This window comes from Sulfitobacter sp. M22 (assembly GCF_021736025.1).
Taxonomy (GTDB): Bacteria; Pseudomonadota; Alphaproteobacteria; order Rhodobacterales; family Rhodobacteraceae; genus Sulfitobacter; species Sulfitobacter litoralis.
Window position 1 is genome coordinate 2,067,642 of the sequence record NZ_WMEC01000001.1, and the last position, 24,165, is coordinate 2,091,806.

Consider the following 24,165-nt stretch of genomic DNA (forward strand, 5'->3'; position numbering starts at 1 on the left):
CATATGCGCGTCGCGCAGGGCTCCGCCCCTTGAACCCGCGCAAAAACATGACACCTTAGGGGCACCCCCAAAGGACGATGTTATGGCCTACGCCCACTCTGATAGTTTGCCCGAGCGCAAAGACGCCTATCTTGCCAACCCCGCGCCCAATGTGCGCGACCGCCCCAAACTTGAGGGCGGCAAGAAGTTCAAGCTTTCGACCGAATTTGAACCCGCAGGCGACCAGCCCACCGCAATCAAGGAACTGTCCGAAGGGGTGCGGTCGGGCGAACGCGATCAGGTGCTGCTGGGGGCCACGGGGACGGGCAAGACGTTCACGATGGCCAAAGTGATCGAGGAAACGCAGCGCCCCGCCATCATCCTCGCGCCGAACAAGACGCTGGCGGCGCAACTTTATGGCGAATTCAAAGGGTTCTTCCCCGACAACGCGGTGGAATATTTCGTCAGCTACTACGACTACTACCAGCCCGAAGCCTATGTCGCGCGGTCTGACACCTTCATCGAGAAGGAAAGCCAGATCAACGAACAGATCGACCGGATGCGCCACTCTGCCACGCGGGCGCTGCTGGAACGCGATGACGTGATCATCATCGCCTCTGTCTCGTGCATCTACGGTATCGGCTCTGTCGAGACCTACGGCGCGATGACACAGGATTTGAAAACCGGCAGCTCTTACGACCAGCGTCAGGTGATCGCAGACCTGATCGCGCAGGCGTATAAACGCAACGACGCCGCCTTTCAGCGCGGCACCTTTCGTGTGCGCGGTGATAGCCTCGAAATTTTCCCCGCTCACCTTGAAGACCGCGCATGGCGTCTGTCTTTCTTTGGCGAAGAGCTGGAAAGCATCACTGAATTCGACCCTCTTACGGGCGAGAAAACCGGTAACTTCGACCAGATCCGCGTCTACGCCAACAGCCACTATGTGACGCCTAAACCAACGATGAATCAGGCGGTGATCGGCATCAAGAAAGAGCTGCGTATGCGGCTTGATCAATTGGTGGGCGAAGGCAAACTGCTGGAGGCGCAACGGCTTGAACAGCGCTGCAACTTTGACATCGAAATGCTCGAAGCCACAGGCGTGTGCAACGGGATCGAGAACTACTCGCGCTATCTGACGGGCCGCGCCCCCGGGGAGCCGCCCCCCACCCTGTTCGAATTCATCCCGGACAACGCTATTGTTTTTGCAGACGAATCTCACGTGTCGGTCCCGCAGATCGGCGGGATGTACAAGGGTGACTTTAGACGCAAGATGACGCTGGCCGAACATGGGTTCCGCCTGCCCTCTTGTATGGACAACCGTCCTTTGAAGTTCGAGGAATGGGACGCCATGCGCCCGCAATCGGTGTTCGTCTCGGCGACGCCGGCAGCATGGGAGATCGAACAAACCGGCGGTGTTTTCACCGAACAGATCATTCGCCCCACCGGCCTGATCGACCCCAAGATCGAAATTCGCCCTGTGGAAATGCAGGTCGATGATTTGCTGGACGAGGTGCGCAAGGTCGCCGCTGATGGCTTTCGCACGCTGTGCACCGTGCTGACCAAACGCATGGCAGAAGACCTGACAGAATACATGCACGAACAGGGCATCCGCGTGCGCTATATGCACAGCGATATCGACACGATTGAACGGATCGAGATTCTGCGCGACTTGCGGCTCGGCGCGTTTGACGTGCTGATCGGGATCAACTTGCTGCGCGAAGGCTTGGATATTCCTGAATGTGGTCTTGTCGCAATTCTCGACGCGGATAAAGAGGGCTTCCTGCGCTCTGAAACCTCGCTGATCCAGACCATCGGTCGTGCCGCGCGGAATGCCGAAGGCCGCGTGATCATGTACGCCGACCGCATCACCGGCTCGATGGAACGCGCCATGGGCGAAACCGACCGCCGTCGCGCCAAGCAAGTCGCCTATAACGAAGAGCACGGGATTACGCCGACCACGGTGAAAAAGAACGTCGATGACATCCTTGCCGGTCTCTATAAAGGCGATGTCGACATGAGCCGCGTCACCGCCAGGATCGACAACCCATTGGCGGGCGGCAACCTGCAAACCGTGCTCGACGGGTTGCGCACCGACATGCGCAAAGCGGCCGAGAACCTCGAATTCGAAGAAGCCGCACGTCTGCGTGACGAGGTCAAACGACTTGAAGCCGTCGATCTCGCCATCGCCGATGATCCGATGGCCCGCCAGTATGCGGTGGATAAAGCCGTTGACGACGCGCAAAAAGCATCGGGCCGGTCAACTGGTGGCCGCGGCGGAATGCGCGGCGGAAAATCCCGCTACGGTGGCAAAAAACGCTAAGAGGCGCGCCTAGTCTTCGACCTCGTCCGGCAATCCATCATGTTCGGTCGAGGCCATTTCCTCCAGCTCATCCTCTGACATGCTGTCGTACATATCCTTCGACGCGCCTTGCAGATCGTTCACCTTGGTCTCGCCCCGTTTTGCAGACAGGGCCGCGCCAGCGGCACGTTGCTGGGATTTTGATTGGGCTTTCATCGCTCTCTCCTTTCGGCTGGATGTAGCGGCACAACACGTCGAACAGTCCGCAGTTCCCCGACATTATATGACGCATAATTATTTTCATGCACCCGTTGTCAGGTGATTGCTTTGCATCCGCGTCCACCCCACATTCGGAGTCTGCGCTTTATCCGGAGGATCCCAAATGCGCCTGATTGCCCTTGCCACCCTGAGCCTAACTGCCCTCTCTGCCCCCGCCTTTGCCGACGAAACAACCGGCACGATCCTGGCCTACGATCGCTTGGCCAATATCATTGTTCTGCAAGACAAATCATCGTGGACCTTGGATGCAAAAACCCTTGTGCCGTCTGATCTGATGGCAGGCGACAAGGTCACGCTCACCTTTACATCTGACGGGGACAACGGCGCGAAACCTGCGTCTAAACTCACCCGAAACTGAGACCAACCAGACATAAAAAAACGCCCCCTGACCAAGTCAGGGGGCGTTTTTTTTCGTTGAAACTGATGAATATTATCAGTCGTTCGACGGCGGTGTCACTTCAACACCGGGAACGGTGAGAGTTTTTTCTTCGGTGGTGATTTCAACGTCAGGAACTTCAACATCAACCTCTTCTTCGGTCACGTTAACCGAACCGGTTTCAGCGTCGAATTTAGGAAGGTTCCCCCCTTCAACAGAGACGTCGACATCAGGCAGCGAACCTTCTTCTGTCTGGTCAATATCGATGAAAAAGATTGCAAATGCGATCACCAGGATTGCGGCGAGCCCTGCGATTACTGCTGTAGAGGTCTTCATAGTATTTCCTTCAAATTACACTGTCCCGTCAGGGCTATTGGAAGAGCAACTCGGTTGATCACGAAATAGTTCCAATAACATTTTCGGGAACATCTATCAAAGATACGAAGTTGTGACCCCAGACAGTAATTCAGATTACAACTCAGGAGCTTTACAATGGAATTCGGCATTCTCGGACTAATCATCCTGATCGCAGACATTTACGCGATCTACCAAATCTTCACCTCCGGCGCTTCGGGCCTTGCGAAAATCCTCTGGATTCTCGGCGTCCTGATCTTCCCCGTCGTTGGCTTTATCGTATGGCTGATTGCTGGCCCACGTGGCAGCAGCGTCAAAGTCTAACCGGCCCTGCATGATCTAACGAAAAGGCCCGCAGCAATGCTGCGGGCCTTTTTGCATGCCGTCGTCACCGCATCCCTGCCCTCAGCTATAAGTAATTTATTAAGCATGAAGCGCCAAGCTGCCCGCCGAAAGGGTACCCGATGCGCTTATGGTCAATCCTCCTTATCCTCCTGACGGCCCCAGTCACCGCCTACAGCGGCGCTTGGTTGCGCGAAAAAGGCAAAGGTTTCAGCTCAAACACTGTCAGTGTCACGCAAAATTATGACATCTCGGAAAGCACGTTCCTCGAATACGGCGTGCGCGATGATCTCACCCTCGGGGCAGAGGTCAGTTTTCTCGCCAGCTCTTATGGGCTGCAATCGGGGTCCGCCACGTTATTCTTACGCCGCCCGTTGGGCCGACAGGGTCGGCCAAACGTTTGGTCCGCTGAACTGGGCATCGGCGCGGCGTGGGTGGGGGATGTGGTCACGCCGAATGTAAAAGCGGGGCTGTCATGGGGCCGCGGCTTCACGCTCGCGGAGAAAAACGGCTGGATCACCATCGACAGTTCGCTTTCGTGGGACGTGTACCTTCAAGAGCATCTCGCCAAAGTGGACAGTACCGTCGGGATCAACCTTGGCGAAAGGTTTTCAGGGATGCTGCAAATCTTCCACGCGTCGACCTCCACCACCACCGCCACCTCTATCGCGCCCTCCATCATTGTACGTCCGATCAAAAGCCGCCCTGATATTCGCCTTCAAATCGGGGCCGAAACGCTGATCACCGACAGTTCCAACCCCGCGCTAAAACTATCGATCTGGCGCGAATTCTAGCGTTTATCCATCCGCGCCTGCATAAAGATCGATCCTTTGACGCTGGTGCTCCAGACCAGATGCAACAGATCACGCTCCGTTCCTTGGTCCGTCAACACATAGGGCACGCTGTACTGCGCCACATTCGATCCGTCGCGCACCGGCCCGTCCATCGTGATGCTATCTACCGCAATCGCCCACCCGCCGAACGGAAAGCGGTCGGCAATATCCACCACCCAGGTCTTGGCCAAACTGCTTTCGGTATGTTCGACCTGCACGGGATTAGAGACCGGATTGCTGATGCCGTGAAACGAATTGCCGGTCATCTCTATGTTGCGCATGCGCGAGAAATCCATATCGGCAAAGCTGGTGTCGATCCGTTCGACCCGATCAATGAACCCGTTGATGCTGCGAAACCGATTGTCGTTGATCGTCAGCCCGTTGATCACATGACCCGCCCCATGGGGTTTGATCACGATATAGCTGAACCACGGGGCGACTTCGCCCGACAGAAAAATATTGCCGCTGATCGACAGGGAGCTGAAAGAATACTCGCTGCTGTATTCCGGCGCGGGGTCTTGTTCGTTGGTCCATTCGACGAAACAATTGTCGATGTAATTTCCGCTCACCACGCTCGCCGTGTGCTGCGCCGCAAGGATCAACCCAGCAGAGCGGACGCCGTTCTTGACCGTATCCCCCTGAAAGAAGTGGTTCCCCGTGACGATATTATTCTGTCCCGCAAGCAGCGCAAAATGGCGAAAGCGCGTGGCACGGTTGTCGCGGATCTTGACGTCATTGGCGTTGCAGTTGATCGCGATCGTGGTCCGGTCCGGCACGTCCAGCGCATCCTCGGCGGACAGGAACTGGCAACGGTCCACGAACATCCCCTGACAGCCGCCGCCAATCGACGTGATCCCCCGATCCTTTGGTCGCGAGATAAAGCAATCGCGCATATGAAAAATCGTCCCCGACGGCGCAAGGTTGATCGCGCTGGCCACGTTGTTGCACTGGAATTCGATGTCATCCAGAACGAACTTGCTCAGCTGGCTGTAGTTGCTGAAATCCAGCAGATACTGGAACCGCGCAAAGGTAAAATTCTGCGTCCCCGCCGCGTCATACAGCGGCGCGTTCAGCGTGATCTCTTGTGTGGCGACGTTCTTGGCCCGCACATAGATCTCGCGCCCCACCCCGTTGCCGGTGATCAACGCCCCCACAGGCACATTCGCGACGTTCACGACATTCGTCAGCTTGCGCGCATCCGAGGGCGAATAGCTGGCCTGCGAGGTCACCGTGACAGTATCCCAATCACCATTCGTGGCCGCTTCAAGCTGGCCGTTGCGGATCACCCGCCGCGTGGCATAGCTGCTGCGTTCAGGCGTCGCGGCCTGCATATCGATCGGGCCGGTCACGTTGACCTTGCGCCCACCCAGATCCAGCGATTCATGATCCGCGTTGTTCAGCAACGCCTGAAACGCCTTGCGAAAGGCGATCTCTTCATTCCCGAAAGCCTCGATATAATTTGGCAGATCAAAGTTGCGGCGCAGCAGCAGGATCGCGCTGGCGGGCATGGTCACCGTCCCTTCAAACCGCGTCGGCGCGTCAAAGGTCACGTCCCCGTTCAGCAGATACGTCCCACGCGGGATCAACACGCTGCGCCCCTGCGCATCCGCATTCGCCGCCACAAAGGCCGCGGTATCATCGGTGCTGCCATCCCCCACCGCGCCATAATCCCGCACGTCCACCTGTGCCAGCATGTCGCGCAGAAAGACACCCGTCACATCCTCGATTTGCAAGTCATCAATGCGAACGACCCCGCCATTCTGCCCCGTCAGGTCCAGCCCGAAATGCCCATAGACCGGCGCGTTGCCCCAGACCATATCGACCCCGCCGCGCAGCCCCGAACCGACAATCGCGCTGACCTCGACCACGTCGCCATAGCTCGTAAGCGCCACCGCCGGCCCTACTTCGACCAGCCCCCCGACACGGTTGCCATTGCCAAGCGCCGGATACCCCGCGATCCGCACCGAGGGTAAATTCCCACTAATCGCCTTCACCCGCGCCGTGATCCGCAGATAGCATCCCGGCAAAAGCGGTGTCTGCCCCATGTATCGCAGCTTCTGCGTCGATTGCGTCTTGATCAGCTCAAGCGCCCCGCCAAAGTCCTGATCCGCAGGGATAAACGCCGCATTGATCGCATTGGCATAGGTATCAGACCCCGCCGTGCCATCCCCGCTTGAATACACATCCAAGCCTTGTGCAAAAGCCGCAGGTGTCAGCAGCAGACCATCTGTGATTGCCTTGTTCATCGTCATCCCCTTCGCCGAGGGTGCAATGTCGCCCCCCATGAATTGCAAAACTCCGACGCTTGGCCGGCAGGGGGATAGAAATATTCACAAGTGGTTAATCACGTCTAACCGCAGCGTACGGCGCTCGGGGGCAATGTTACGCCGAAACGCTTGGCGCATCCAGCAACTGAACAGAGGCAATGCGCCAACCCTCGGGCGTCTCAACCATCTGATAATCCAGCAAATAGGTGAAACCCTTCAGGTCCGTCACCTGCACCTTTTGCCACTGTGCGCCCGCGATCTCGCGTAGGTCCAGAAACCGCACGTCGGTGTTTTTCCAAACCATCGGATAGCCCGAGGTTACCATACGTTTAAAATTTTCGGTGGACTGAAACATCATCTGCAGATTGGGGCTCGCATATGCGAACGCCCCCTCGAAATCATCTGCCTTAAAGGCCTCGAACTGGCCTGTGATCGTGCTTTCGATATCCGCCTGCTGCGCCGTGGCACCAAACGCCGTCGCAAAGGTCAAAACCATCCCGAAAAATGCCGAAAGAACCGCGCCACGCATGAGAATGCTCCCTATGATGTATTGGACTTAACCTAATCCACGCACACCATAGAGCAATAGTTTCACGCTGTGGTCAGCTTGCCTGCCAGCGCGTCGTCGATCAGTGCGACAGTCTCATCCACACCATAAAGCGCGATGAAGCCACCGAAACGCGGGCCTTGGCTCGCGCCCAACAACACTTCGTAAAGCGCGGTAAACCAGTCACGCAGCGGGTCGAAACGTTCTTTCCCGACAGCGAAAACCATCGTTTGCAACGCCTCGGCATCCAGCCCGCCGTCCCATGTTTTCAACTGGTTGCGCAGATCCTCCAGCGCTTCCCGCTCCAGATCAGAGGGGGCGCGGAACACTTTGGCGGGCTTCACGAAATCGTTGTAATAGCGCACCGCATGTTCGGCCGCCGCATCCATACCGGGGTTGCCTTCGGGCGTCGCATCCGGCGCATAACGCTGGATAAAGCCCCACAGCTGCGACTTTTCCTCGGCCGACGAAACAGACGCAAGGTTCAGCAGCATCGAATACGGCACGATCATATCCGACTTGGGCACATCGCCCCCGTGGATATGCCAAACGGGGTTGTTCAACTTGCCCTTGTCGTCCTGCGTCTCGAACGCGCGCAGCTGTTGGTGGTATTCATCAACCGCCTTGGGGATCACGTCGAAATACATGCGCTTGGCCGTCTTCGGCTTGAGGTACATAAAGTACGACAGCGATTCCGCACTGGCATAGGTCAGCCATTCGTCGATGGTCAGCCCGTTGCCGGATGACTTGGAAATCTTGTGCCCGTCCTGATCCAGGAACAGCTCGTAGGTGAAATGCTCGGGCGGACGGTTGCCCAGAATGCGGCAAATTTTGTCATAGATCGGCGTGTTGGTGCTATGGTCCTTGCCGTACATCTCAAAATCGACATCAAGCGCTGCCCAACGGGCGCCAAAGTCAGGCTTCCACTGCAATTTCACGTTGCCACCGGTCAGCGGCAGGGTCATCTCGGTGCCGTCTTCGTCGTCGAAAGTGATCGTGCCGTCCTTGGCGTTGACCTCTTTCATGGGCACATACATCACGCGCCCCGTTTCAGGGTGGATCGGCAGGAAGATCGAATAGGTCTGACGCCGCTCTTCGCGCAGCGACTTCAGCATCACCTCCATGATCTCGTCATACTTCTCGGCGGCGCGCAAAAGCACCTCGTCGAACTTGCCCGACCCGTAAAATTCGGTGGCCGAGATGAATTCATATTCGAACCCGAATGTATCAAGGAACCGGCGCAGCATCGCGTTGTTATGTGCGCCAAAGCTGTCGTGCGTGCCGAAAGGATCGGGCACAGATGTCAGCGGTCTTTGCAGATGTTCGGCCAAGGCTTCGGGATCCGGCACGTTGCTCGGCACTTTGCGCATTCCGTCCAGATCGTCCGAAAAGCACACTAACCGCGTCGGAATGTCGCTGATCAGCTCAAAAGCGCGGCGGATCATCGTCGTGCGCGCAACTTCGCCGAAGGTCCCGATATGCGGCAGACCCGACGGGCCATAGCCGGTCTCGAACAAGACATGCCCCTTCTCGGGAGCCTTATTTGCATAGCGTTTCAACACCCGACGTGCTTCCTCGAACGGCCACGCTTTGCTGGTTAGGGCTGCTTCACGCATCTGCGACATGTCATCAATTCCATCATTTTCACCCCGCACCCAATGCGCGCAGGCAGGCTGTACCTATTGCGTCCCTGTAGGCCCGTCAATAATCTGCAGATCAATGCAATAACCGAACGGAAATGCGCATGAATGACGACACCTCACTTAGCTTAAGCGCGCAAGACTGCCTTGTCGCCATTATGATCGCGGTCTCCGCGTCAGACGAGGACATCCGCACCACGGAACTGCTCAAGATTCAGTCGGCAGTGAATATGCTGCCCGTGTTCTCCGGTTATGATCTGGACCGCATCAGCACTGTCAGTTCCATGGTCTTTGATCTGTTCGAACAAGAGGACGGGCTGGATGCCCTGTTCGGGCTGGTCAAAGCCGCGATGCCTGACCGCCTAAACGAGACGGCATATGCCTTGGCCTGTGACGTGGCCGCAGCCGACGGCACCCTCGAAGAGGCAGAGCTGCGCCTGCTCGAAGAAATCCGCTACGAGCTGGATCTGGACCGTCTGCACGCGGCCGCCATCGAACGCGGTGCCCGTGCGCGCCACGTAAAATAAGCCAGTTGGTCGGGCTAATCCGCTAAAGCGCGGCTGTATCCTTGGTCTGATGAAACGCCCCCCAGCGTTCAATCAGCCCCTGCTGCAGCCGTTTGGCCCGCCCATTCCAGGCCCGCCCCCCGTCAGGGCGTTCGCGTTGCGCCCGCGTTAGGGTCGCGCGACGGGGCATGTCGGCGGTGAACACAGCAAACGCCATCACCCGCCCGTCCGGTGCCGTCAGGTATCCTGCCAGCGCCGAGACAAAGTTCAGCGTACCGGTTTTGGCCTCGACCTTGATCGGATGATTTTGCACGGGGCGGCCTTTGGAATCGCGCAAGGTAATCGACTTGAGCAAGGGTTTTAGGATGCCAGACCCGTGGATCCTGACCAGCGCTGTCACCATGTCCTGCGACGACACGCGGCTGTCTTCCCCCAGACCGGAATGATCCACCAGCGCGGGCGCATTCATGCCCAGATTGGCCTTGGCCCAAACGTTCATTTCTGCCGCCGAGGCCCGCAAGGAAACCGGCGTTCCGGTGCGATAGACCGTGGCAGAAAGCCCCGCCATCTCGGCGATCAGGTTATTGGAATACTTCAACATATCGCGCAGGATATCGCGCAACGGCGCACTTTTTCGGGCCACCAGAACCTCGCCCTCGGGCAGACTGGTGATCAGGCTCATGTCGCGCAGGCGGATGCCTTGTGATCCAGCCAACGTCTTGAATATGTCGCCCGCATAAAGCCCCGGTTTGCGCACAGGCAACCACCGCGACCCGCCATTCCCCAAGGCGCTTTGGGCAACGCTCCAATCATCGCGCGTGCCTGCGTCACGATAGGTAAACACCGGCGCGCTGCGGTCGCTGATCTCCATCGCCGCCATCGCCACATCAGGGCGATAAGACCCCGACCGTCCGTCCATTGTGACCGCATAGCCGCCGTTCTCGCGCTTCCATTCGAAATGCACGCGGTTAAAGTTCAGCGCCAGCCCCGACACTGCCGGATTATAGCCAACGTGATCCGGCTGGTCTGCATCAATTAACGCGAACATCGGCAGGCTGTGTTCATAGACTTTCAGCTCGCCTTTGACGCCTATGATCCCGGCCGCTTTCAGGTCGTCCACCAGCCGCGCGAGCCCGGCGGTATCCAGCGTCGGATCGCCCCCGCCCACAAGGATCAGATCGCCCTGCACTTCGCCGCCCACGACACCGCCGGTCGCCATGATCCGCGTCTCGAACTGATGCGCCGCGCCTAGCGTGTCCAGCGCGTACAGCGCGGTTATCGCCTTGGTTACGCTGGCAGGGGGCATGCCCTCAAGCGGGCCATGTTGTTCAAGCACCGCACCGGTTTCGGCGTCTGCCAGACTAAAGGTCACCATTCCGTCGAGCTTGGCTTTGTCGATCAGCTCTTGCGCAGAGGGGATCGACTGCCGGAACAGATCATCCCCGCGCAACACAGGGCGCAGCGATTCAGTCGGCGGGGCCGCAAACGCAGCCGGCGCGATTATGCCCGCCGCAGCGGACCCCAGAAAGAAACGACGTGATAAAACAGTTTTCATAAGGCGACTTAAACCTGACAGGACCCAGTGACACAAGCAGGAGCAAATCACATTTTCATGGGCGACGGGGCCAGGCAAACGGACGGGACACGCAACGCGCCATTTTGATCATGTTTGACGCTTCTCCCCCGCGTCCCGCAGGCGATTTCCTGCCAATAGCGCTTGGCGCGGGTCCAACATCTGCGCCGAAGTCCCTTTTTACCTTGGGCAGGGCGGGACACGATTCTAGGCTTTGGCGTCGCCTTTTGCAGACTGCGCTGACCATTTGCCCGCAGCGCGGATCGCGCTTGAACTGACATCGACCATCGGCACATTCACAAAACACCACGCCGGTGCCTGCGCGCGCCCCAAAAGTTGGCTGTGCCGTCCCGAAATCCGGTAGGGCGCATAAAGCGTCGCCGCGCGGCTCATCCGCGCCGAGATCCGCTGGCCAGGTCGCGCAAGAACACCCAAGGGCACCGTTTCTATGATCTGCTGCCAGTCTTGCCACAGGTGGAACTGCGCCAGATTATCCGCGCCCATCAGCCAGACGAACCGCACGCCGGGATAGCGCGCGCGCAGCGCGGCAAGGGTCTGCGCGGTATAGCGCGTGCCTAGATGGGCCTCGATGTCCGTGACCTCGACCCGCGGATGCTGCATCACCTGCTGCGCCATCGCCAGACGCTGCGCCATCGGGGCTGGACCTTGTGCCTTCAACGGGTTGCCGGGGCTCAGCATCCACCACACGCGATCCAGCCCGAAACGCTTTATCGCTTCGCGGGTGATATGCGCGTGCCCCTCGTGAGCCGGATCAAACGACCCGCCTAGCAGTCCGATCACCTGCCCCGGGGGCGCATATGGAAATGGATAACCCAACGAAAACGGCCCCCGATATACATCAGGGGCCGAAAGAAGGGCAGCAACGCCCCTTTGTCAATCGCGTAGTCCGTGCGTTAATCGACGAACTTCTTGATCTCGCCGGATTTAAGCCGTGCGAAATAGCTCTTCATCTCGCGTTTGACGATTGGCATCAGGAAGTACAGCGCCGTGATGTTCACAACCGCCATGGCAAAGATCATCGCATCAGAAAAGTCGATGACCGCCCCAAGATTGGCGGCAGCCCCCACAACGATGAACAGGCAGAAGATCACCTTGAACACGATCTCTTTGGTTTTGCCTTCGCCAAACAGATAGGTCCACGCTTTCAGCCCGTAGTAAGACCAGCTGATCATCGTGGAAAAGGCGAACAAGATCACCGCCAGCGCCAGCACATAGGGGAACCAGCTGAACCCGGTCGCAAAGGCGGCGGATGTCAGTTGCACACCGCTGGACCCGTCAACGGTCTGGATCGCGGTGCCTGCCTCGTTCAGGATGAAACGCCCTGTTTCGGGGTCCATAACCAACACGCCAGAGATGGTGATCACCAAAGCCGTCATCGTACAGATCACAACGGTATCGATGAACGGCTCAAGCAGGGAAACCACACCTTCGGTCACCGGCTCTTTGGTGCGGACGGCAGAGTGTGCGATCGCAGCCGATCCCACACCCGCTTCGTTAGAGAAAGCCGCCCGTTTAAAGCCCTGAATCAACGCACCGACCAGACCGCCTGCAACACCCAGACCGCTGAATGCACCTTCGAATATCTGACCAAAGGCCCAACCGATCTTGTCGTATTCAACGATCAGGATAATCAACGCAGCCCCGACATAGATCACACCCATCAGCGGTACGATCTTTTCAGTCACGTTGGCGATGGATTTGATCCCGCCCACGATGACCGAAAACACCACGGCGGCAAACACGATGCCCGTGATCCATCCGGGATAATCCCCGATGATACCGGCCAACTGCGCATGTGCCTGGTTGGCTTGGAACATGTTCCCGCCGCCCAAGGCACCGCCGATGGTAAAGATCGAAAAGACAATCGCCAGAAAGCCGCCCAACGGCAGGCCGCGTTCCTTAAAGCCCTTTGTCATATAGTACATCGGACCACCGGAAACGGTGCCATCGGCGTATTCATTGCGGTATTTCACACCCAGCGTACATTCGGTGAACTTAGATGCCATGCCCAGCAAACCGGCCAAGATCATCCAGAAGGTTGCGCCCGGCCCACCGATGCCCACGGCCACCGCGACGCCCGCGATGTTCCCCAGACCGACAGTCCCCGACAGCGCCGTCGTCAGCGCCTGAAAGTGGCTGACCTCACCCGAGTCGTCGGGATCGGAATAATCACCTTTGACCAGCGATATCGCATGCCAGAACGCCTTGATCTGAATAAAGCCAAAGTACAGCGTAAACACAGACGCCGCGACCACCAGCCACAGCACGATCCATGGGAAGTTTGTGCCCGGCAGCGACATGAAGATCAGGTTGACGAACCAGCCCGTCGAACCGGCAAAGATATCGTTGATGCGTTGATCCATGCCTACGGCCTCTTGTGCAGAGGCAACCATCGGCAAGGCAGAGGCAGCAGCAGCCCCCACACCCGTTGTCAGAAAATTTTTCATGATATGACCTTTCAAGGAATGATCGTCAAAGGCACGCGGGAGGCGACGGCCAAACGGCCCGTCACGCCACCGAACATACGCTCTTTCAAACCGCGCAGACCGACACGACCCACGACGATCTGCTGTGCGCCATGCTTTTTGGCCAGATCATCCAAAATATCGGCAACATCGCCGTGCTTTACGATGCCCTGAACCGTTACGCCCTTATCGCCGGCCTTTTTCACCGCCGGATCGACGATGCGTTCACGGGCAAGCGCCAGCTCCTCTTCGCGGCGTTTGTGGCGCTGGTCATTTTCCTCGGAGGTCTGGAAACTGAACGGAGACCATTCGATCACATACACGAGCTTAAGCTCGCAATCCCCGATCAATCTGGCCTGGGTCATCGCGAAATCCAAAGCGCGCGCTCCGGCCTCTCCCCCGTCCAGACCAACTATAATAGTCGAAGCTGTCATGTATTTATCCCTATGTTGAGACACGGTCTTTTTGCGGCCGCGTTGAATCGGGGCGCTGAACGCACCCGAGTCTGCAGAATATAAACGAGGTCGGAAATTTTTTTCGACTGAATTTCGTATAAAATGCGGTCGATCGTCCCCATTTACTTGGCTTTGCTCGGTTAAAACGGAAAGCTGCTGCCGAAACGCCGTCGATGGGACGTCGGGCCACGACCCAGAGCCAAGCACGCACCCTAAAAGCGGTCCATCGGCGGCGGGTCTTCAAAACCGCACGTGATGCCTTATATACGTCCCTAATATATTGAACGTTTGCTCTTGCCCGCCAGTGGCGATATTGCACGCTCCAAATCGTATTCAGCTTACCCGAGGATTCTCAATGGCCGCCTTCCAATATGTCTACCACATGTCCGGTGTCTCAAAGACTTATCCGGGCGGTAAGAAATGTTTCGACAACATTAACCTGAACTTCCTGCCCGGTGTGAAAATCGGTGTGGTCGGGATCAACGGTTCGGGTAAATCGACGTTGATGCGGATTATGGCCGGTCAGGACAAAGACTTTTCGGGCGAAGCATGGGTCGCAGAGGGCGCCAAGGTTGGCTACCTCGAGCAAGAACCCTACCTCGACCCCGCTTTGACCGTGCGTGAGAATGTCATGCTGGGCGTCAAAAAGAAAAAAGATATTCTGGATCGCTATAACGAACTGGCGATGAACTATTCCGACGAAACCGCAGACGAGATGGCCGCGTTGCAAGACCAGATCGACGCAGAGAACCTGTGGGATCTCGACAGCCAGATCGACGTATCGATGGAAGCCCTGCGCTGCCCCCCTGATGATGCGGATGTCACAACCCTTTCTGGTGGTGAAGCCCGCCGTGTTGCCCTGTGCAAACTGCTGCTTGAAGCGCCTGAAATGCTGCTCCTCGATGAACCGACCAACCACTTGGACGCGGAAACCATTGCTTGGCTGCAGCAGCACTTGATCGACTATAAGGGCACGATCCTGATCGTGACCCACGACCGTTATTTCTTGGATAACATCACCAGCTGGATTCTCGAGTTGGACCGCGGCAATGGCATCCCTTACGAAGGGAACTATTCCAACTGGATCGACCAGAAAGCCAAACGGCTTGAGCAAGAAGCCCGCGAGGACAAGTCCAAGCAAAAGACGCTGTCGCGCGAACTTGAATGGATGCGTCAGGGGGCCAAGGCCCGTCAGGCGAAATCCAAGGCACGTATTAACGCCTACAACGAAATGGCCGACAGCTCAGAGCGCGAACGCCTGACGCGCGCCCAGATCGTTATCCCCAACGGCCCACGTCTGGGCAACAAGGTGCTTGAGGTCGAAGGCCTGTCCAAGGCTATGGGCGATAAGCTGTTGATCGAAAAGCTGGACTTTACCTTGCCACCGGGCGGAATCGTCGGCGTGATCGGGCCCAACGGCGCGGGTAAATCGACCCTGTTCAAAATGATCACCGGCCACGAACAACCCGACACCGGCACGATCGAGCTGGGGAACACCGTTGATCTTTCCTATGTCGACCAGTCGCGCGATGACCTGAACCCGGATGACAACGTCTGGCAGGCCATCTCGGGCGGGGCCGAGATCATCAAACTGGGCGATGCCGAGGTAAACTCACGCGCCTATTGCGGTGCGTTCAACTTCAAGGGCGGCGACCAACAGAAGAAAGTCGGCCTGCTGTCAGGTGGTGAACGCAACCGTGTGCACATGGCGCGTCTGCTAAAAGAAGGCGGCAACGTCCTGCTGCTCGATGAACCGACCAACGATTTGGACGTCGAAACGCTCCGTGCACTCGAAGACGCGCTGGTCGATTTCGCGGGCTGCGCCGTGGTCATCTCGCACGACCGTTTCTTCCTTGACCGGATCTGTACGCACATCCTCGCCTTTGAAGGCGACGCACATGTCGAATGGTTTGAAGGTGGCTTCTCTGATTACGAAGAAGACAAGAAACGCCGTTTGGGCGAAGACGCCATGGAACCCAAGCGCATGAAGCACAAGAAATTCTCGCGCTGATCTAGGCGAAAGTTCTAAAGAAAAGGCCCCCGCAGGAAACTGCGGGGGCCTTTTTATTTGACGGTCTACGCGCCGAGGCGACGCAGCAAGGGTTTCCCGTTACAGCCCGTCGGCCAGTTCGGCATACCCATCGGTGCGGTCGGTGCTGGCGCTGTCGGGCACGGTTTCACGGCCCAAAAAGTCGCGCAGCGTGTTGCAGGCAGACAGCCCCGACCACAGCCGCTGGTTCGACACGAGCTTTACGGTTACATCGGCGCTGAAGTCCCCCCCGATCCGCACCGCAGTGCCGTCATGGGAGAGGATATTCTCGATATCTTTCTGAATTTCATCCGGCTTGATCCGGTGGCGTCCAATCACGGTGCCCACGATGATTCCGTCGCCGGCATAGCCCATATAGCATTTCTCGTGCACCAGCGCCGCGACCGTGGCCTGCGCAACCAAACCCATCTGGCGACAAAATTCAGCGGGGCTTGCCGCGTCAAAGATATTGCGGATTTGTGGGAGTTTCACCGCGAAAAGGTTCATGGCATAGCAGCCCTCGGGCAGGCGCAGCATGTGGTTCTCGAACCCGTGCAAATCATCCACACCCACGACATTCAGATCAAAGCTTTCGTCCACACGGACCTTCATCAAGCCAGACAGTTCCGCCAACGTATGTGCCGCCTCGCGTTCGCGGCGCAGGCTGTCGCTGAGCATCCCCGCCATGTTGATCCGCGCGCCCAGCTCGATACCGTTGAGCGGTTTGAAGATAAAATCGGTCGCCCCTGCACGGAATGCTGTGTCCATCAGATCGTGTTTGCGGCTTCCGGTAATCATAATAATCGGCGCGCTTTTATAGGCCTGCATGGTGCGAATATCGTCACACAGTGTGATGCCATCGACGCCGGGCAACATGATATCCAACAAGAAGCAGTCAAAACTCGCCCCGTGCTCTTCGATCTTGGCCATCCCATCCTCGGCCGAGTCGGCACAAATCAGATCAAACCCAAGCGACGGCGTCAGGCAGTCGCGCAGCAGGTCAAGGATGGTAGGGTCGTCATCTACGGCAAGGATTTTCATAAAGGGGCTCACTCGTTGTCGGGTTACCAAAAAGGGGGAATCATTAAGTTTGCGATACGGCTCGGAGCAAAATCGCAAATGAATCTGTCAGCAGTGGGGCGAATTGACCCAAAGCGTTAACCGTTTAGAGGTTGCAAACGGTCAACATCTATTGGTGAAAAATGCCTTCGCCGACGGAACTGAGGCAAGAATGTGCCGAAATAAGCAATGATCGGCCTGTTTTTTAAGGCCCATTGACAGCCCCTTGCGCGAATCTCTGCGACCTGCCATATCAAAGGAGCTAACGTTATTCTTTTTCGACCAACTGTCTCCCTCATACGGCGTTCAGACTTCGATCCAGACCGACAACGCCAAGCCATCGCACGACGCGGATGGCATACTAGAGGAGACTACGGATATGGCCACTGGCACCGTAAAATGGTTCAACACAACTAAAGGCTTCGGCTTTATCGCACCCGATGGCGGCAGCAAAGATGTATTCGTACACATCTCCGCTGTTGAGCGCGCAGGCCTGACCGGTCTGGCCGACAACCAGAAAGTGACATTCGACATCGAAGCTGGCCGTGACGGCCGCGAATCCGCGTCGAACATCGCACTGGCATAAGCCTTGCAGGGCCTTAGGCCCGCACCATGAATTTGCCGGCTGACCCTCACGGGACAGCCGGTTTTTTTATGTCCTAAAGGTTGCAAAACACACCCCAAGGGGCAAAATACCGCATCACATCCTAAAGGAGCCCTCCATGCGCCGCCGTCAATTTATTGCAGGTTCTTTGGCCGCCCTCGCCTTTCCGCACGCGCTGTTCGCCGCTGGTGCCGCCTATGACCCCACGCCGCAAATGGTGTCGATCAAACCGCAGTATGCCGTGGGTGAACTGCTGATCCTGCCCCGCAGCCATTACCTGTATCTGGTGACCGCCCCCGGTCAGGCCATGCGATACGGCGTGGGCGTCGGCAAAGCGGGTCTGGAATTCACCGGCACCGCGACAATCGACGTCAAAAAGGAATGGCCCACCTGGCGCCCCACGGACGAGATGATCGAACGCGAACCCAAATCCTATGCAAGGTTCATCGGGAACACCGACGCGCAGCCGGGTGGCCCCAGCAACCCACTGGGCGCGCGCGCACTGTACCTGTTCCAGAACGGCAAAGACACGTATTTCCGCATCCATGGCACCACCCAACCCAGCAGCATCGGGCGCTCTGTCTCGAATGGCTGCATCCGGATGCTGAACACACACGTCAAGGACCTGTACCAGCGCGTGCCCATCGGCACCAAGGTTACCGTCCTTTAAGCAACAGACTTACAACGTAAAAGGGGCTGGCATCACTGCCAGCCCCTTCGCATTTCTGCACTGTGTCGGGGACGTATCCCTTAGTTCAGCGCCCCTCAGTTCAAGGCTTTGTCGGTGATCGCATGGGTCCAGGCACCCGACGGCTCTGCCGTGATGACGGGGTCCGACCCACCAGACAGCAGCGATTGTACCGTCCGCTCATAGTCTGCTTCGTCCAGCGCGCCGTTGCTGCCTGCGGTCAGCTTGGCCACTTCGCCCATCATGCGTTTCTGATGCTCTTCGGTCTGGGCACCGGAAGCGTCATTGTCCAAGACGATTTCCGCGGCTTCATCAGGATTTTGCTCGGCGTATTTCCAGCCCTTCATCGACGCCCGCACAAAGCGCACCATCTTTTCCTCGAACGCCGGATCGGCAAGGTTCTCTTCCAGTGCGTACAGCCCGTCTTCCAATGTGGCGACGCCCTGCTCTTCGTATTTGAACACGTTCAGATCATCTGGCGTCAGACCTGCGTCGATCACCTGCCAGTATTCGTTATAGGTCATGGTCGACACACACGCGGCCTGATTTTGCAGCAGCGGGTCCACGTTAAAGCCTTGTTTCAGCACGGTGACACCATCTTCGCCGCCTTCGGTGGGCAGCTCAAGCTTGTTCATCCAGCTGAGGAAGGGGAATTCGTTGCCAAAGAACCAGACGCCCAGTGTCTTGCCCTTAAAGTCATCCGTGGTCTCGATCCCGGCGTCCTTGCGGCAAGTCAGCATCATGCCCGAGGATTTGAACGGTTGCGCGATGTTCACCATCGGCAGGCCCTTCTCGCGCGCGGCCAAAGCGGCGGGCATCCATTCAACGGCAACGTCCGCTCCGCCACCGGCCAGAACCTGGGTCGGCGCGATATCCGGACCGCCCGGTTTGATCGTGACGTTCAGGTCTTCTTCTTCATAGAACCCCTTATCTTGCGCCACATAATAGCCCGCGAACTGCGCTTGTGTGACCCACTTCAGTTGTAGCGTCACATCATCCGCAGCTTGCGCCATGGTCCCCATCAGGCCCACAGCGGCCCCGGCGACATATGTTGATAGTTTTTTCATTATTATATCTCCCTCTTGGTTGGTTGGTCGTCTTGGTTAGTTCCGCTGGCTCGGGTGCCAAAAGGTCACCCGCCGTTCAAACAAGGACATCGCGCCATAGAAGGCGGAGCCGGCAATCGCCGCGACAACAATCTCGGCCCAGACCAGATCAAGCGCAAGCTGACCGACCGAGGTAGAGATGCGAAACCCCATTCCCCGCACGGGAGAGCCGAAAAATTCAGCAACAATAGCCCCGATCAACGCCAAGGTCGTGCCGATCTTGAGGCCATTGAACACGAAAGGCATCGCAGCAGGCAAGCGCAGCTTGAACAACGTCGCCCAATAACTGGCTGCATAGGTCCGCATCAGGTCGCGCTGCATCGTATCCGTCGCTTGCAGGCCCTGCACGGTGTTCACCAGCATCGGAAAGAACACCATGACGACCACCACGGCGGCCTTTGACTGCCAATCAAACCCGAACCACATGACCAGAATAGGCGCCATGCCGATCACCGGAAGTGCCGCGACAAAGTTCCCAACCGGCAATAGCCCGCGTTGCAAAAACGGAAACCGGTCAATCGCAATGGCGATCAGGAAGGCCGCACCGCAGCCCAAAACATAGCCCGACAGCGCGCCCTTTAACACGGTCTGCACGAAATCCACCCATAGGATATCGACCGACGACACCAACCGCAGCGCGATCAGCGACGGCGCAGGCAGCAAGACCTGCGAAATCTCGAGCCCCCGCACGATGCCTTCCCACACGGCGATCAACGTCGCGCCAAAGACCAACGGTGCGGCCAACGACACCCAGCGTGCCGGCCGCAATCGCGCCAGCCGGATGTTGACCCACATGCCAAAGGCCCATGCCACTGCTGCAAAAACCAGCCAGATCATCGCGCCATCCCCATCCGTTTCAATGTCACACGCTGGATCAAGCCAATAATCCCCACCAGCAACGCAGCTAGGGCCGCCGCCATGATCAGCGCGCTCCAGATCTGGATCGTCTGGCCATAATAGCTGCCAGCCAACAACCGCGCGCCCAGACCCGCAACGGCACCCGTTGGCAGCTCACCAATGATGGCCCCCACCAGCGACGCCGCCATCGCGATCTTGAGCGAGGTAAAGAAATACGGCATCGACGCAGGCAACCGCAGTTTCCAGAAGGTCTGACCCGCGCTCGCATGCCAGGTGCGCATCTGGTCCAGCTGCATCTGGTCAGGGCTGCGCAGCCCTTTGACCATGCCCACAACCACGGGGAAGAAGGACAGATACATGCTGATCATCGCTTTCGGCAGCAGCCCCGACACGCCCACGGCGTTCAGCACCACAATGATCATCGGCGCAATCGCCAGAATGGGAATGGTCTGGCTGGCGATCACCCAAGGCATCACCGACATATCCATCACACGGTTGAACACGATCCCCACCGCCAACAACACCCCCAGCAAAGTCCCCATGCCAAAGCCCAGCAGGGTCGCGCTGAGCGTGATCCAGGAATGATAGACCAAGGACCGCTTCGACGTGACTTTCTTCATCACCGTCGTGTCCCAGATCTCTGACGCGACCTGATGCGGCGCGGGCAGTTTGGGCTTTTTCTGCGCCCAGGTATCCGCGACCAGTGACGTGGCGGTCACCGTCTCGCCCGACCGTGTGGCCTTGTCATAGGTCCAGTCCGCATTCAGCCAGACCGCCGCCGCATACCACAGCGCAAACAAGACCCCGACCACAGTCAGGACAGGCAGGAAGCTCGACCTCATCGCGCGCCCCCCTGCTTCCAAATGGTCCGAAAATCCTCCCCGAAGGGCCGGGCTGCAGCAAGCGCGCGATCAGTCATCCGCATGCCCTGCCCGCAACCCTTCGCGCACCCGATGCGCGATCTCCAGAAACTCGGGCGTTTCGCGAATATCCAAGGGGCGCTCTTTCGGCAGAGGGCTTTCAATGACATCTGCAATCCGTCCGGGACGCGGGCTCATCACCACGATCTTGGTGCTCAGATACACCGCCTCGGGGATAGAGTGGGTGACAAAGGCAATCGTCTTTTCGGTGCGCGCCCACAGACGCAACAGCTGTTCGTTCAAATGGTCGCGCACGATCTCGTCCAGCGCACCAAAGGGTTCGTCCATCAGCAAGATATCCGCGTCAAACGCCAAGGCCCGCGCGATAGAGGCCCTCTGCTGCATCCCGCCCGACAGCTGCCAAGGGAACTTGCGCTCGAACCCTGCCAGCTCGACCAGCTCCAACACTTGGCTAACCCGCTTCGCCTGATCGGCTTTGGAATACCCCATAATTTCGAGCGGCAGACGGATGTTGCCGCCAATCGTCCGCCACGGATACAGCCCCGCCGCCTGAAACACATAGCCATACGCTCGCGCCCGCCGCGCCTCGGCAGCGCTCACGCCATTGACAGTGATCTCGCCACCCGTTGGCTGCTCAAGGTCCGCCATACAGCGCAGAAACGTCGTCTTACCGCAGCCCGATGGCCCGATAAAGCTGACAAAATCGCCCTTTTCAATATTAAGCGACACATCTTTCAGCGCATGCACAGGGCCGTCGTTGGTTTCAAATGTCAGGGATAGGTTCTGGGCGCTAATCACTGTTTTCAAGCTTCTTCTTCCTTGTTTAACCTATATGAGCCATTTTGAATGCGAATATACCCTGCATTTAGCATCTTCTCATGATGGAGGTCGTATATTTCTCTGACCAGTGCATTTGGGGTTCGATGCACCTCCATTTCATTCCAAGCGACTGTTCCGTGGGAAATACTTTGAATTATCAGTTCCATAACCAACATGAGACCTGCTAGCTCGGAGTTAATCCTCGCAAGCGTCTCAAACTTCATTTCCGTGTTCTGATATGTAGCACTATGCGTCTTACTAGGCTCGATCCTCTTTAGCTTGAACCTTTGAAACACTATTTCTCTTTCGCTAACCATAGAGACCTGCCCGTGAGCAACTGCGTTTCGAAACTCAAAGGTTTCTGAGACTAGAACACCTATTTGAGGCCAACCACCCAAGTCTAAGATGGCGCGTTCCGGTTTGGCTACTAAGTCAGAGTCTATCAGCTTTCTCACAAACTTGAACTTGTCTTGAAAAGACTTTGGTACATCCTTTGAGAATGCGTAAATCACTGACCGATCTAGGCCGCTGTGCGCTTGCCATGCAATTTCATCTAAAAGAGTTTCTAGGCATCCAAACTTGACGATGAAATCCCCAATAGCTGGAGACCAAAGGCTATAGAAGATCTGCGGTTGTCGGCTTTGCTGTTCATACATTATAGCCTCAGATCCCCGCAGGGATGTTCAACGGATCGCGTTTGATCAGTTTCGGCGCAGTCAACTCTTTCCACTTGCTCAGCGCAAGGTTGGCTGACGGGAAAGCAGGCCGCGGCACAAAGCGTCCGCGTCCGGGGTTGGGCTGCGAATTCTGCCCCCAGGCCCAGATGACCTCGCCGCGACTGAGGGTATAGCGTGCCTGCGCCTTGACCTCAAAGCCTTCAAAGACGTTGTAATCCAGAATGGAATGGTGGTTCGCCGTCGAAATCGTCTTGCTGATTTTTGGATCCCAAACCACGATATCCGCATCGGCCCCTTCGACGATGGCCCCTTTGCGCGGGTAGATGTTCAGGATCTTCGCCACGTTGGTCGAGGTCGCCGCGACGAATTCATTGGGTGTCAGCCGGCCCGTCTCGACGCCTTCGGTCCAGAGCACCGCCAGACGCTCTTCCAGCCCGTTCGACCCGTTGGGGATGATGCGGAAATCGTCCTTGCCCGCGCGTTTTTGCTCGGTCGAGAACGCGGCGTGGTCCGTCGCAACCACCTGCAACGATCCCGACTGCAAGCCCGCCCAAAGGCTGTCCTGATGGTCCTTGGACCGGAACGGCGGCGACATGACACGGCGCGCGGCATGGTCCCAATCTTTGTTGAAATATTCGCTTTCGTCCAGAGTCAGGAACTGGATCAATGGCTCGCCATAGACCCGCATCCCCTTTTGCCGCGCACGGCGGATCGCCTCGTGGGTCTGCTCGCAAGAGACATGCACGATATAAAGCGGCACGCCGGCGGCATCTGCGATGGTGATCGCGCGGTTCGCGGCTTCGCCTTCCAGCTCGGGCGGACGGGAATAGGCGTGACCCTCCGGCCCCGTGATCCCCTGATTAAAATACTTCTCCTGCAGGGCCGCGACCAGATCGCCGTTTTCGGCATGCACCATCGGCAGCGCACCCAGTTCGGCACAACGCTGGAAGGACGCGAACATCTCGTCATCCTCGACCATCAAGGCCCCTTTATAGGCCATGAAGTGCTTGAACGAATTCACCCCCATGTCGACGGCGTCTTTCATCTCGTCAAAGACATTCTCGTTCCAACCGGTGATCGCCATGTGATAGCCGATATCCGAACAGATTTGCGGTGCGGATTTGCGATGCCATTCATTGATCGCGTTCTTGATCGACCCATCCGCACCCGGCAGACAGAAATCCACAATCATCGTGGTCCCGCCCACAGCCGCGGCCCAAGTCCCCGTCTCGAAGGTTTCGGCCGCCGTGGTCCCCATAAAAGGCATCTCGAGGTGGGTGTGCGGATCAATACCCCCGGGAATGACATAGGCCCCTTCGGCGTCGATATATTCGTCGCCCACCAGATCCTCGCCGATCTGCTTGATGATCTCGCCATCGATCAACACATCCGCTTTCCAGGTCCGATCCGCCGTGCAGACCATGCCGCCCTTGATAACCTTGCTCATCTGTTCTCTCCCCTGTCTGTCTTCCAAATGGTCCAAATCCCGGGGGTCTGGGGGCTGGCCC

At 57.6% G+C, this 24,165-nt stretch carries 24 protein-coding genes; 8 read left to right on the forward strand and 16 right to left on the reverse strand.

The window, feature by feature from the left end; all coding sequences use genetic code 11:
* Nucleotides 1-82 precede the first annotated feature (82 nt).
* Nucleotides 83-2,299 (forward strand): excinuclease ABC subunit UvrB, encoded by a 2,217-nt coding sequence (uvrB, locus tag GLP52_RS10180; protein WP_093731389.1) that lies wholly within the window; start codon nucleotides 83-85, stop codon nucleotides 2,297-2,299.
* A gap of 9 nt (nucleotides 2,300-2,308) precedes the next feature.
* Here the strand turns inward: uvrB and GLP52_RS10185 are convergent, their stop codons facing one another.
* Nucleotides 2,309-2,494, reverse strand: coding sequence for a DUF3008 family protein (locus tag GLP52_RS10185; RefSeq protein WP_093731390.1), 186 nt, complete (start codon nucleotides 2,492-2,494; stop codon nucleotides 2,309-2,311).
* Between the two features lie 166 nt (nucleotides 2,495-2,660).
* Here GLP52_RS10185 and GLP52_RS10190 point away from each other — a divergent pair, with 166 nt between their 5' ends.
* Nucleotides 2,661-2,915 (forward strand): hypothetical protein, encoded by a 255-nt coding sequence (locus GLP52_RS10190; RefSeq protein ID WP_093731391.1) that lies wholly within the window; start codon nucleotides 2,661-2,663, stop codon nucleotides 2,913-2,915.
* A gap of 75 nt (nucleotides 2,916-2,990) precedes the next feature.
* On the opposite strand, the gene GLP52_RS10195 is transcribed toward GLP52_RS10190, so the two are convergent.
* Complete coding sequence (locus GLP52_RS10195; RefSeq protein WP_237272330.1) at nucleotides 2,991-3,269, reverse strand: hypothetical protein; 279 nt, start codon at nucleotides 3,267-3,269, stop codon at nucleotides 2,991-2,993.
* Nucleotides 3,270-3,425: 156 nt separating this feature from the next.
* Here GLP52_RS10195 and GLP52_RS10200 point away from each other — a divergent pair, with 156 nt between their 5' ends.
* On the forward strand, nucleotides 3,426-3,611 hold the full coding sequence (locus tag GLP52_RS10200) for a PLDc N-terminal domain-containing protein (protein WP_138924341.1): 186 nt from the start codon (nucleotides 3,426-3,428) through the stop codon (nucleotides 3,609-3,611).
* Between the two features lie 140 nt (nucleotides 3,612-3,751).
* Nucleotides 3,752-4,423, forward strand: coding sequence for a hypothetical protein (locus GLP52_RS10205; protein ID WP_237272331.1), 672 nt, complete (start codon nucleotides 3,752-3,754; stop codon nucleotides 4,421-4,423).
* On the opposite strand, the gene GLP52_RS10210 is transcribed toward GLP52_RS10205, so the two are convergent.
* The 3 genes from GLP52_RS10210 to GLP52_RS10220 form a co-directional block, all read right to left on the reverse strand.
* On the reverse strand, nucleotides 4,420-6,708 hold the full coding sequence (locus GLP52_RS10210) for a glycosyl hydrolase family 28-related protein (RefSeq protein ID WP_237272332.1): 2,289 nt from the start codon (nucleotides 6,706-6,708) through the stop codon (nucleotides 4,420-4,422). The genes GLP52_RS10205 and GLP52_RS10210 overlap by 4 nt on opposite strands.
* A gap of 136 nt (nucleotides 6,709-6,844) precedes the next feature.
* Nucleotides 6,845-7,258 carry a DUF4864 domain-containing protein gene (locus tag GLP52_RS10215; RefSeq protein WP_093731396.1) on the reverse strand — a complete coding sequence of 138 codons (414 nt, stop codon included), beginning with the start codon at nucleotides 7,256-7,258 and terminating at the stop codon, nucleotides 6,845-6,847.
* Nucleotides 7,259-7,320: 62 nt separating this feature from the next.
* Nucleotides 7,321-8,901: a lysine--tRNA ligase gene (locus GLP52_RS10220; protein WP_237272333.1), complete on the reverse strand. Its 1,581-nt coding sequence runs from the start codon at nucleotides 8,899-8,901 to the stop codon at nucleotides 7,321-7,323.
* A gap of 119 nt (nucleotides 8,902-9,020) precedes the next feature.
* On the opposite strand from GLP52_RS10220, the gene GLP52_RS10225 reads away from it, so the two are divergent.
* Nucleotides 9,021-9,443, forward strand: coding sequence for a tellurite resistance TerB family protein (locus tag GLP52_RS10225; RefSeq protein WP_208595998.1), 423 nt, complete (start codon nucleotides 9,021-9,023; stop codon nucleotides 9,441-9,443).
* Nucleotides 9,444-9,465: 22 nt separating this feature from the next.
* On the opposite strand, the gene dacB is transcribed toward GLP52_RS10225, so the two are convergent.
* From dacB to GLP52_RS10245, 4 genes are all read right to left on the reverse strand, one after another.
* A complete protein-coding gene (gene dacB, locus GLP52_RS10230) occupies nucleotides 9,466-10,977 on the reverse strand; it encodes a D-alanyl-D-alanine carboxypeptidase/D-alanyl-D-alanine endopeptidase (protein WP_237272334.1) in 1,512 nt (503 codons plus the stop codon).
* Nucleotides 10,978-11,202: 225 nt separating this feature from the next.
* The gene (locus GLP52_RS10235; RefSeq protein WP_093731400.1) at nucleotides 11,203-11,832 is read right to left on the reverse strand and encodes a nicotinate-nucleotide adenylyltransferase; all 630 of its coding nucleotides are present in this window, start codon (nucleotides 11,830-11,832) and stop codon (nucleotides 11,203-11,205) included.
* 77 nt (nucleotides 11,833-11,909) lie between these two features.
* Complete coding sequence (locus tag GLP52_RS10240) at nucleotides 11,910-13,463, reverse strand: alanine/glycine:cation symporter family protein (protein WP_093731401.1); 1,554 nt, start codon at nucleotides 13,461-13,463, stop codon at nucleotides 11,910-11,912.
* Nucleotides 13,464-13,474: 11 nt separating this feature from the next.
* Nucleotides 13,475-13,915 carry a universal stress protein gene (locus tag GLP52_RS10245; protein ID WP_093731402.1) on the reverse strand — a complete coding sequence of 147 codons (441 nt, stop codon included), beginning with the start codon at nucleotides 13,913-13,915 and terminating at the stop codon, nucleotides 13,475-13,477.
* 376 nt (nucleotides 13,916-14,291) lie between these two features.
* On the opposite strand from GLP52_RS10245, the gene ettA reads away from it, so the two are divergent.
* On the forward strand, nucleotides 14,292-15,947 hold the full coding sequence (gene ettA, locus GLP52_RS10250; RefSeq protein WP_093731403.1) for an energy-dependent translational throttle protein EttA: 1,656 nt from the start codon (nucleotides 14,292-14,294) through the stop codon (nucleotides 15,945-15,947).
* A gap of 99 nt (nucleotides 15,948-16,046) precedes the next feature.
* On the opposite strand, the gene GLP52_RS10255 is transcribed toward ettA, so the two are convergent.
* Nucleotides 16,047-17,006: a response regulator transcription factor gene (locus GLP52_RS10255; protein WP_093731404.1), complete on the reverse strand. Its 960-nt coding sequence runs from the start codon at nucleotides 17,004-17,006 to the stop codon at nucleotides 16,047-16,049.
* Between the two features lie 397 nt (nucleotides 17,007-17,403).
* On the opposite strand from GLP52_RS10255, the gene GLP52_RS10260 reads away from it, so the two are divergent.
* Both GLP52_RS10260 and GLP52_RS10265 read left to right on the forward strand, forming a co-directional pair.
* Nucleotides 17,404-17,610 (forward strand): cold-shock protein, encoded by a 207-nt coding sequence (locus tag GLP52_RS10260; protein ID WP_005851393.1) that lies wholly within the window; start codon nucleotides 17,404-17,406, stop codon nucleotides 17,608-17,610.
* Between the two features lie 136 nt (nucleotides 17,611-17,746).
* The gene (locus GLP52_RS10265) at nucleotides 17,747-18,298 is read left to right on the forward strand and encodes a L,D-transpeptidase (protein ID WP_093731405.1); all 552 of its coding nucleotides are present in this window, start codon (nucleotides 17,747-17,749) and stop codon (nucleotides 18,296-18,298) included.
* A 95-nt stretch (nucleotides 18,299-18,393) separates the two neighbouring features.
* Here the strand turns inward: GLP52_RS10265 and GLP52_RS10270 are convergent, their stop codons facing one another.
* The 6 genes from GLP52_RS10270 to hydA all read right to left on the reverse strand — a co-directional run bounded on the left by GLP52_RS10270 (nucleotide 18,394) and on the right by hydA (nucleotide 24,104).
* Nucleotides 18,394-19,383: an ABC transporter substrate-binding protein gene (locus GLP52_RS10270; protein ID WP_093731406.1), complete on the reverse strand. Its 990-nt coding sequence runs from the start codon at nucleotides 19,381-19,383 to the stop codon at nucleotides 18,394-18,396.
* 36 nt (nucleotides 19,384-19,419) lie between these two features.
* Nucleotides 19,420-20,259, reverse strand: a complete 840-nt coding sequence (locus GLP52_RS10275; RefSeq protein WP_093731407.1) for an ABC transporter permease — start codon at nucleotides 20,257-20,259, stop codon at nucleotides 19,420-19,422.
* Entirely contained in the window at nucleotides 20,256-21,122 is an 867-nt protein-coding gene (locus GLP52_RS10280; protein ID WP_009826002.1) for an ABC transporter permease, read from the reverse strand. The genes GLP52_RS10275 and GLP52_RS10280 overlap by 4 nt, the downstream gene beginning before the upstream one ends.
* A gap of 69 nt (nucleotides 21,123-21,191) precedes the next feature.
* Entirely contained in the window at nucleotides 21,192-21,968 is a 777-nt protein-coding gene (locus tag GLP52_RS10285; RefSeq protein WP_093731409.1) for an ABC transporter ATP-binding protein, read from the reverse strand.
* Nucleotides 21,965-22,492, reverse strand: coding sequence for a hypothetical protein (locus tag GLP52_RS10290; RefSeq protein WP_141135294.1), 528 nt, complete (start codon nucleotides 22,490-22,492; stop codon nucleotides 21,965-21,967). Before GLP52_RS10290 ends, GLP52_RS10285 begins: the two co-directional genes overlap by 4 nt.
* 151 nt (nucleotides 22,493-22,643) lie before the next feature.
* Nucleotides 22,644-24,104, reverse strand: coding sequence for a dihydropyrimidinase (hydA, locus tag GLP52_RS10295; RefSeq protein ID WP_237272335.1), 1,461 nt, complete (start codon nucleotides 24,102-24,104; stop codon nucleotides 22,644-22,646).
* Nucleotides 24,105-24,165 lie beyond the last annotated feature (61 nt).

Excerpts from the sequence above, each read along its gene's own strand:
- uvrB (WP_093731389.1), top strand. The coding sequence starts at position 83 with ATGGCCTACGCCCACTCTGATAGTTTGCCCGAGCGCAAAGACGCCTAT.
- GLP52_RS10185 (WP_093731390.1), bottom strand. The coding sequence starts at position 2,494 with ATGAAAGCCCAATCAAAATCCCAGCAACGTGCCGCTGGCGCGGCCCTG.
- GLP52_RS10190 (WP_093731391.1), top strand. The coding sequence starts at position 2,661 with ATGCGCCTGATTGCCCTTGCCACCCTGAGCCTAACTGCCCTCTCTGCC.
- GLP52_RS10195 (WP_237272330.1), bottom strand. The coding sequence starts at position 3,269 with ATGAAGACCTCTACAGCAGTAATCGCAGGGCTCGCCGCAATCCTGGTG.
- GLP52_RS10200 (WP_138924341.1), top strand. The coding sequence starts at position 3,426 with ATGGAATTCGGCATTCTCGGACTAATCATCCTGATCGCAGACATTTAC.
- GLP52_RS10205 (WP_237272331.1), top strand. The coding sequence starts at position 3,752 with ATGCGCTTATGGTCAATCCTCCTTATCCTCCTGACGGCCCCAGTCACC.
- GLP52_RS10210 (WP_237272332.1), bottom strand. The coding sequence starts at position 6,708 with ATGAACAAGGCAATCACAGATGGTCTGCTGCTGACACCTGCGGCTTTT.
- GLP52_RS10215 (WP_093731396.1), bottom strand. The coding sequence starts at position 7,258 with ATGCGTGGCGCGGTTCTTTCGGCATTTTTCGGGATGGTTTTGACCTTT.
- GLP52_RS10220 (WP_237272333.1), bottom strand. The coding sequence starts at position 8,901 with ATGTCGCAGATGCGTGAAGCAGCCCTAACCAGCAAAGCGTGGCCGTTC.
- GLP52_RS10225 (WP_208595998.1), top strand. The coding sequence starts at position 9,021 with ATGAATGACGACACCTCACTTAGCTTAAGCGCGCAAGACTGCCTTGTC.
- dacB (WP_237272334.1), bottom strand. The coding sequence starts at position 10,977 with ATGAAAACTGTTTTATCACGTCGTTTCTTTCTGGGGTCCGCTGCGGCG.
- GLP52_RS10240 (WP_093731401.1), bottom strand. The coding sequence starts at position 13,463 with ATGAAAAATTTTCTGACAACGGGTGTGGGGGCTGCTGCTGCCTCTGCC.
- GLP52_RS10245 (WP_093731402.1), bottom strand. The coding sequence starts at position 13,915 with ATGACAGCTTCGACTATTATAGTTGGTCTGGACGGGGGAGAGGCCGGA.
- ettA (WP_093731403.1), top strand. The coding sequence starts at position 14,292 with ATGGCCGCCTTCCAATATGTCTACCACATGTCCGGTGTCTCAAAGACT.
- GLP52_RS10255 (WP_093731404.1), bottom strand. The coding sequence starts at position 17,006 with ATGAAAATCCTTGCCGTAGATGACGACCCTACCATCCTTGACCTGCTG.
- GLP52_RS10260 (WP_005851393.1), top strand. The coding sequence starts at position 17,404 with ATGGCCACTGGCACCGTAAAATGGTTCAACACAACTAAAGGCTTCGGC.
- GLP52_RS10265 (WP_093731405.1), top strand. The coding sequence starts at position 17,747 with ATGCGCCGCCGTCAATTTATTGCAGGTTCTTTGGCCGCCCTCGCCTTT.
- GLP52_RS10270 (WP_093731406.1), bottom strand. The coding sequence starts at position 19,383 with ATGAAAAAACTATCAACATATGTCGCCGGGGCCGCTGTGGGCCTGATG.
- GLP52_RS10275 (WP_093731407.1), bottom strand. The coding sequence starts at position 20,259 with ATGATCTGGCTGGTTTTTGCAGCAGTGGCATGGGCCTTTGGCATGTGG.
- GLP52_RS10280 (WP_009826002.1), bottom strand. The coding sequence starts at position 21,122 with ATGAGGTCGAGCTTCCTGCCTGTCCTGACTGTGGTCGGGGTCTTGTTT.
- hydA (WP_237272335.1), bottom strand. The coding sequence starts at position 24,104 with ATGAGCAAGGTTATCAAGGGCGGCATGGTCTGCACGGCGGATCGGACC.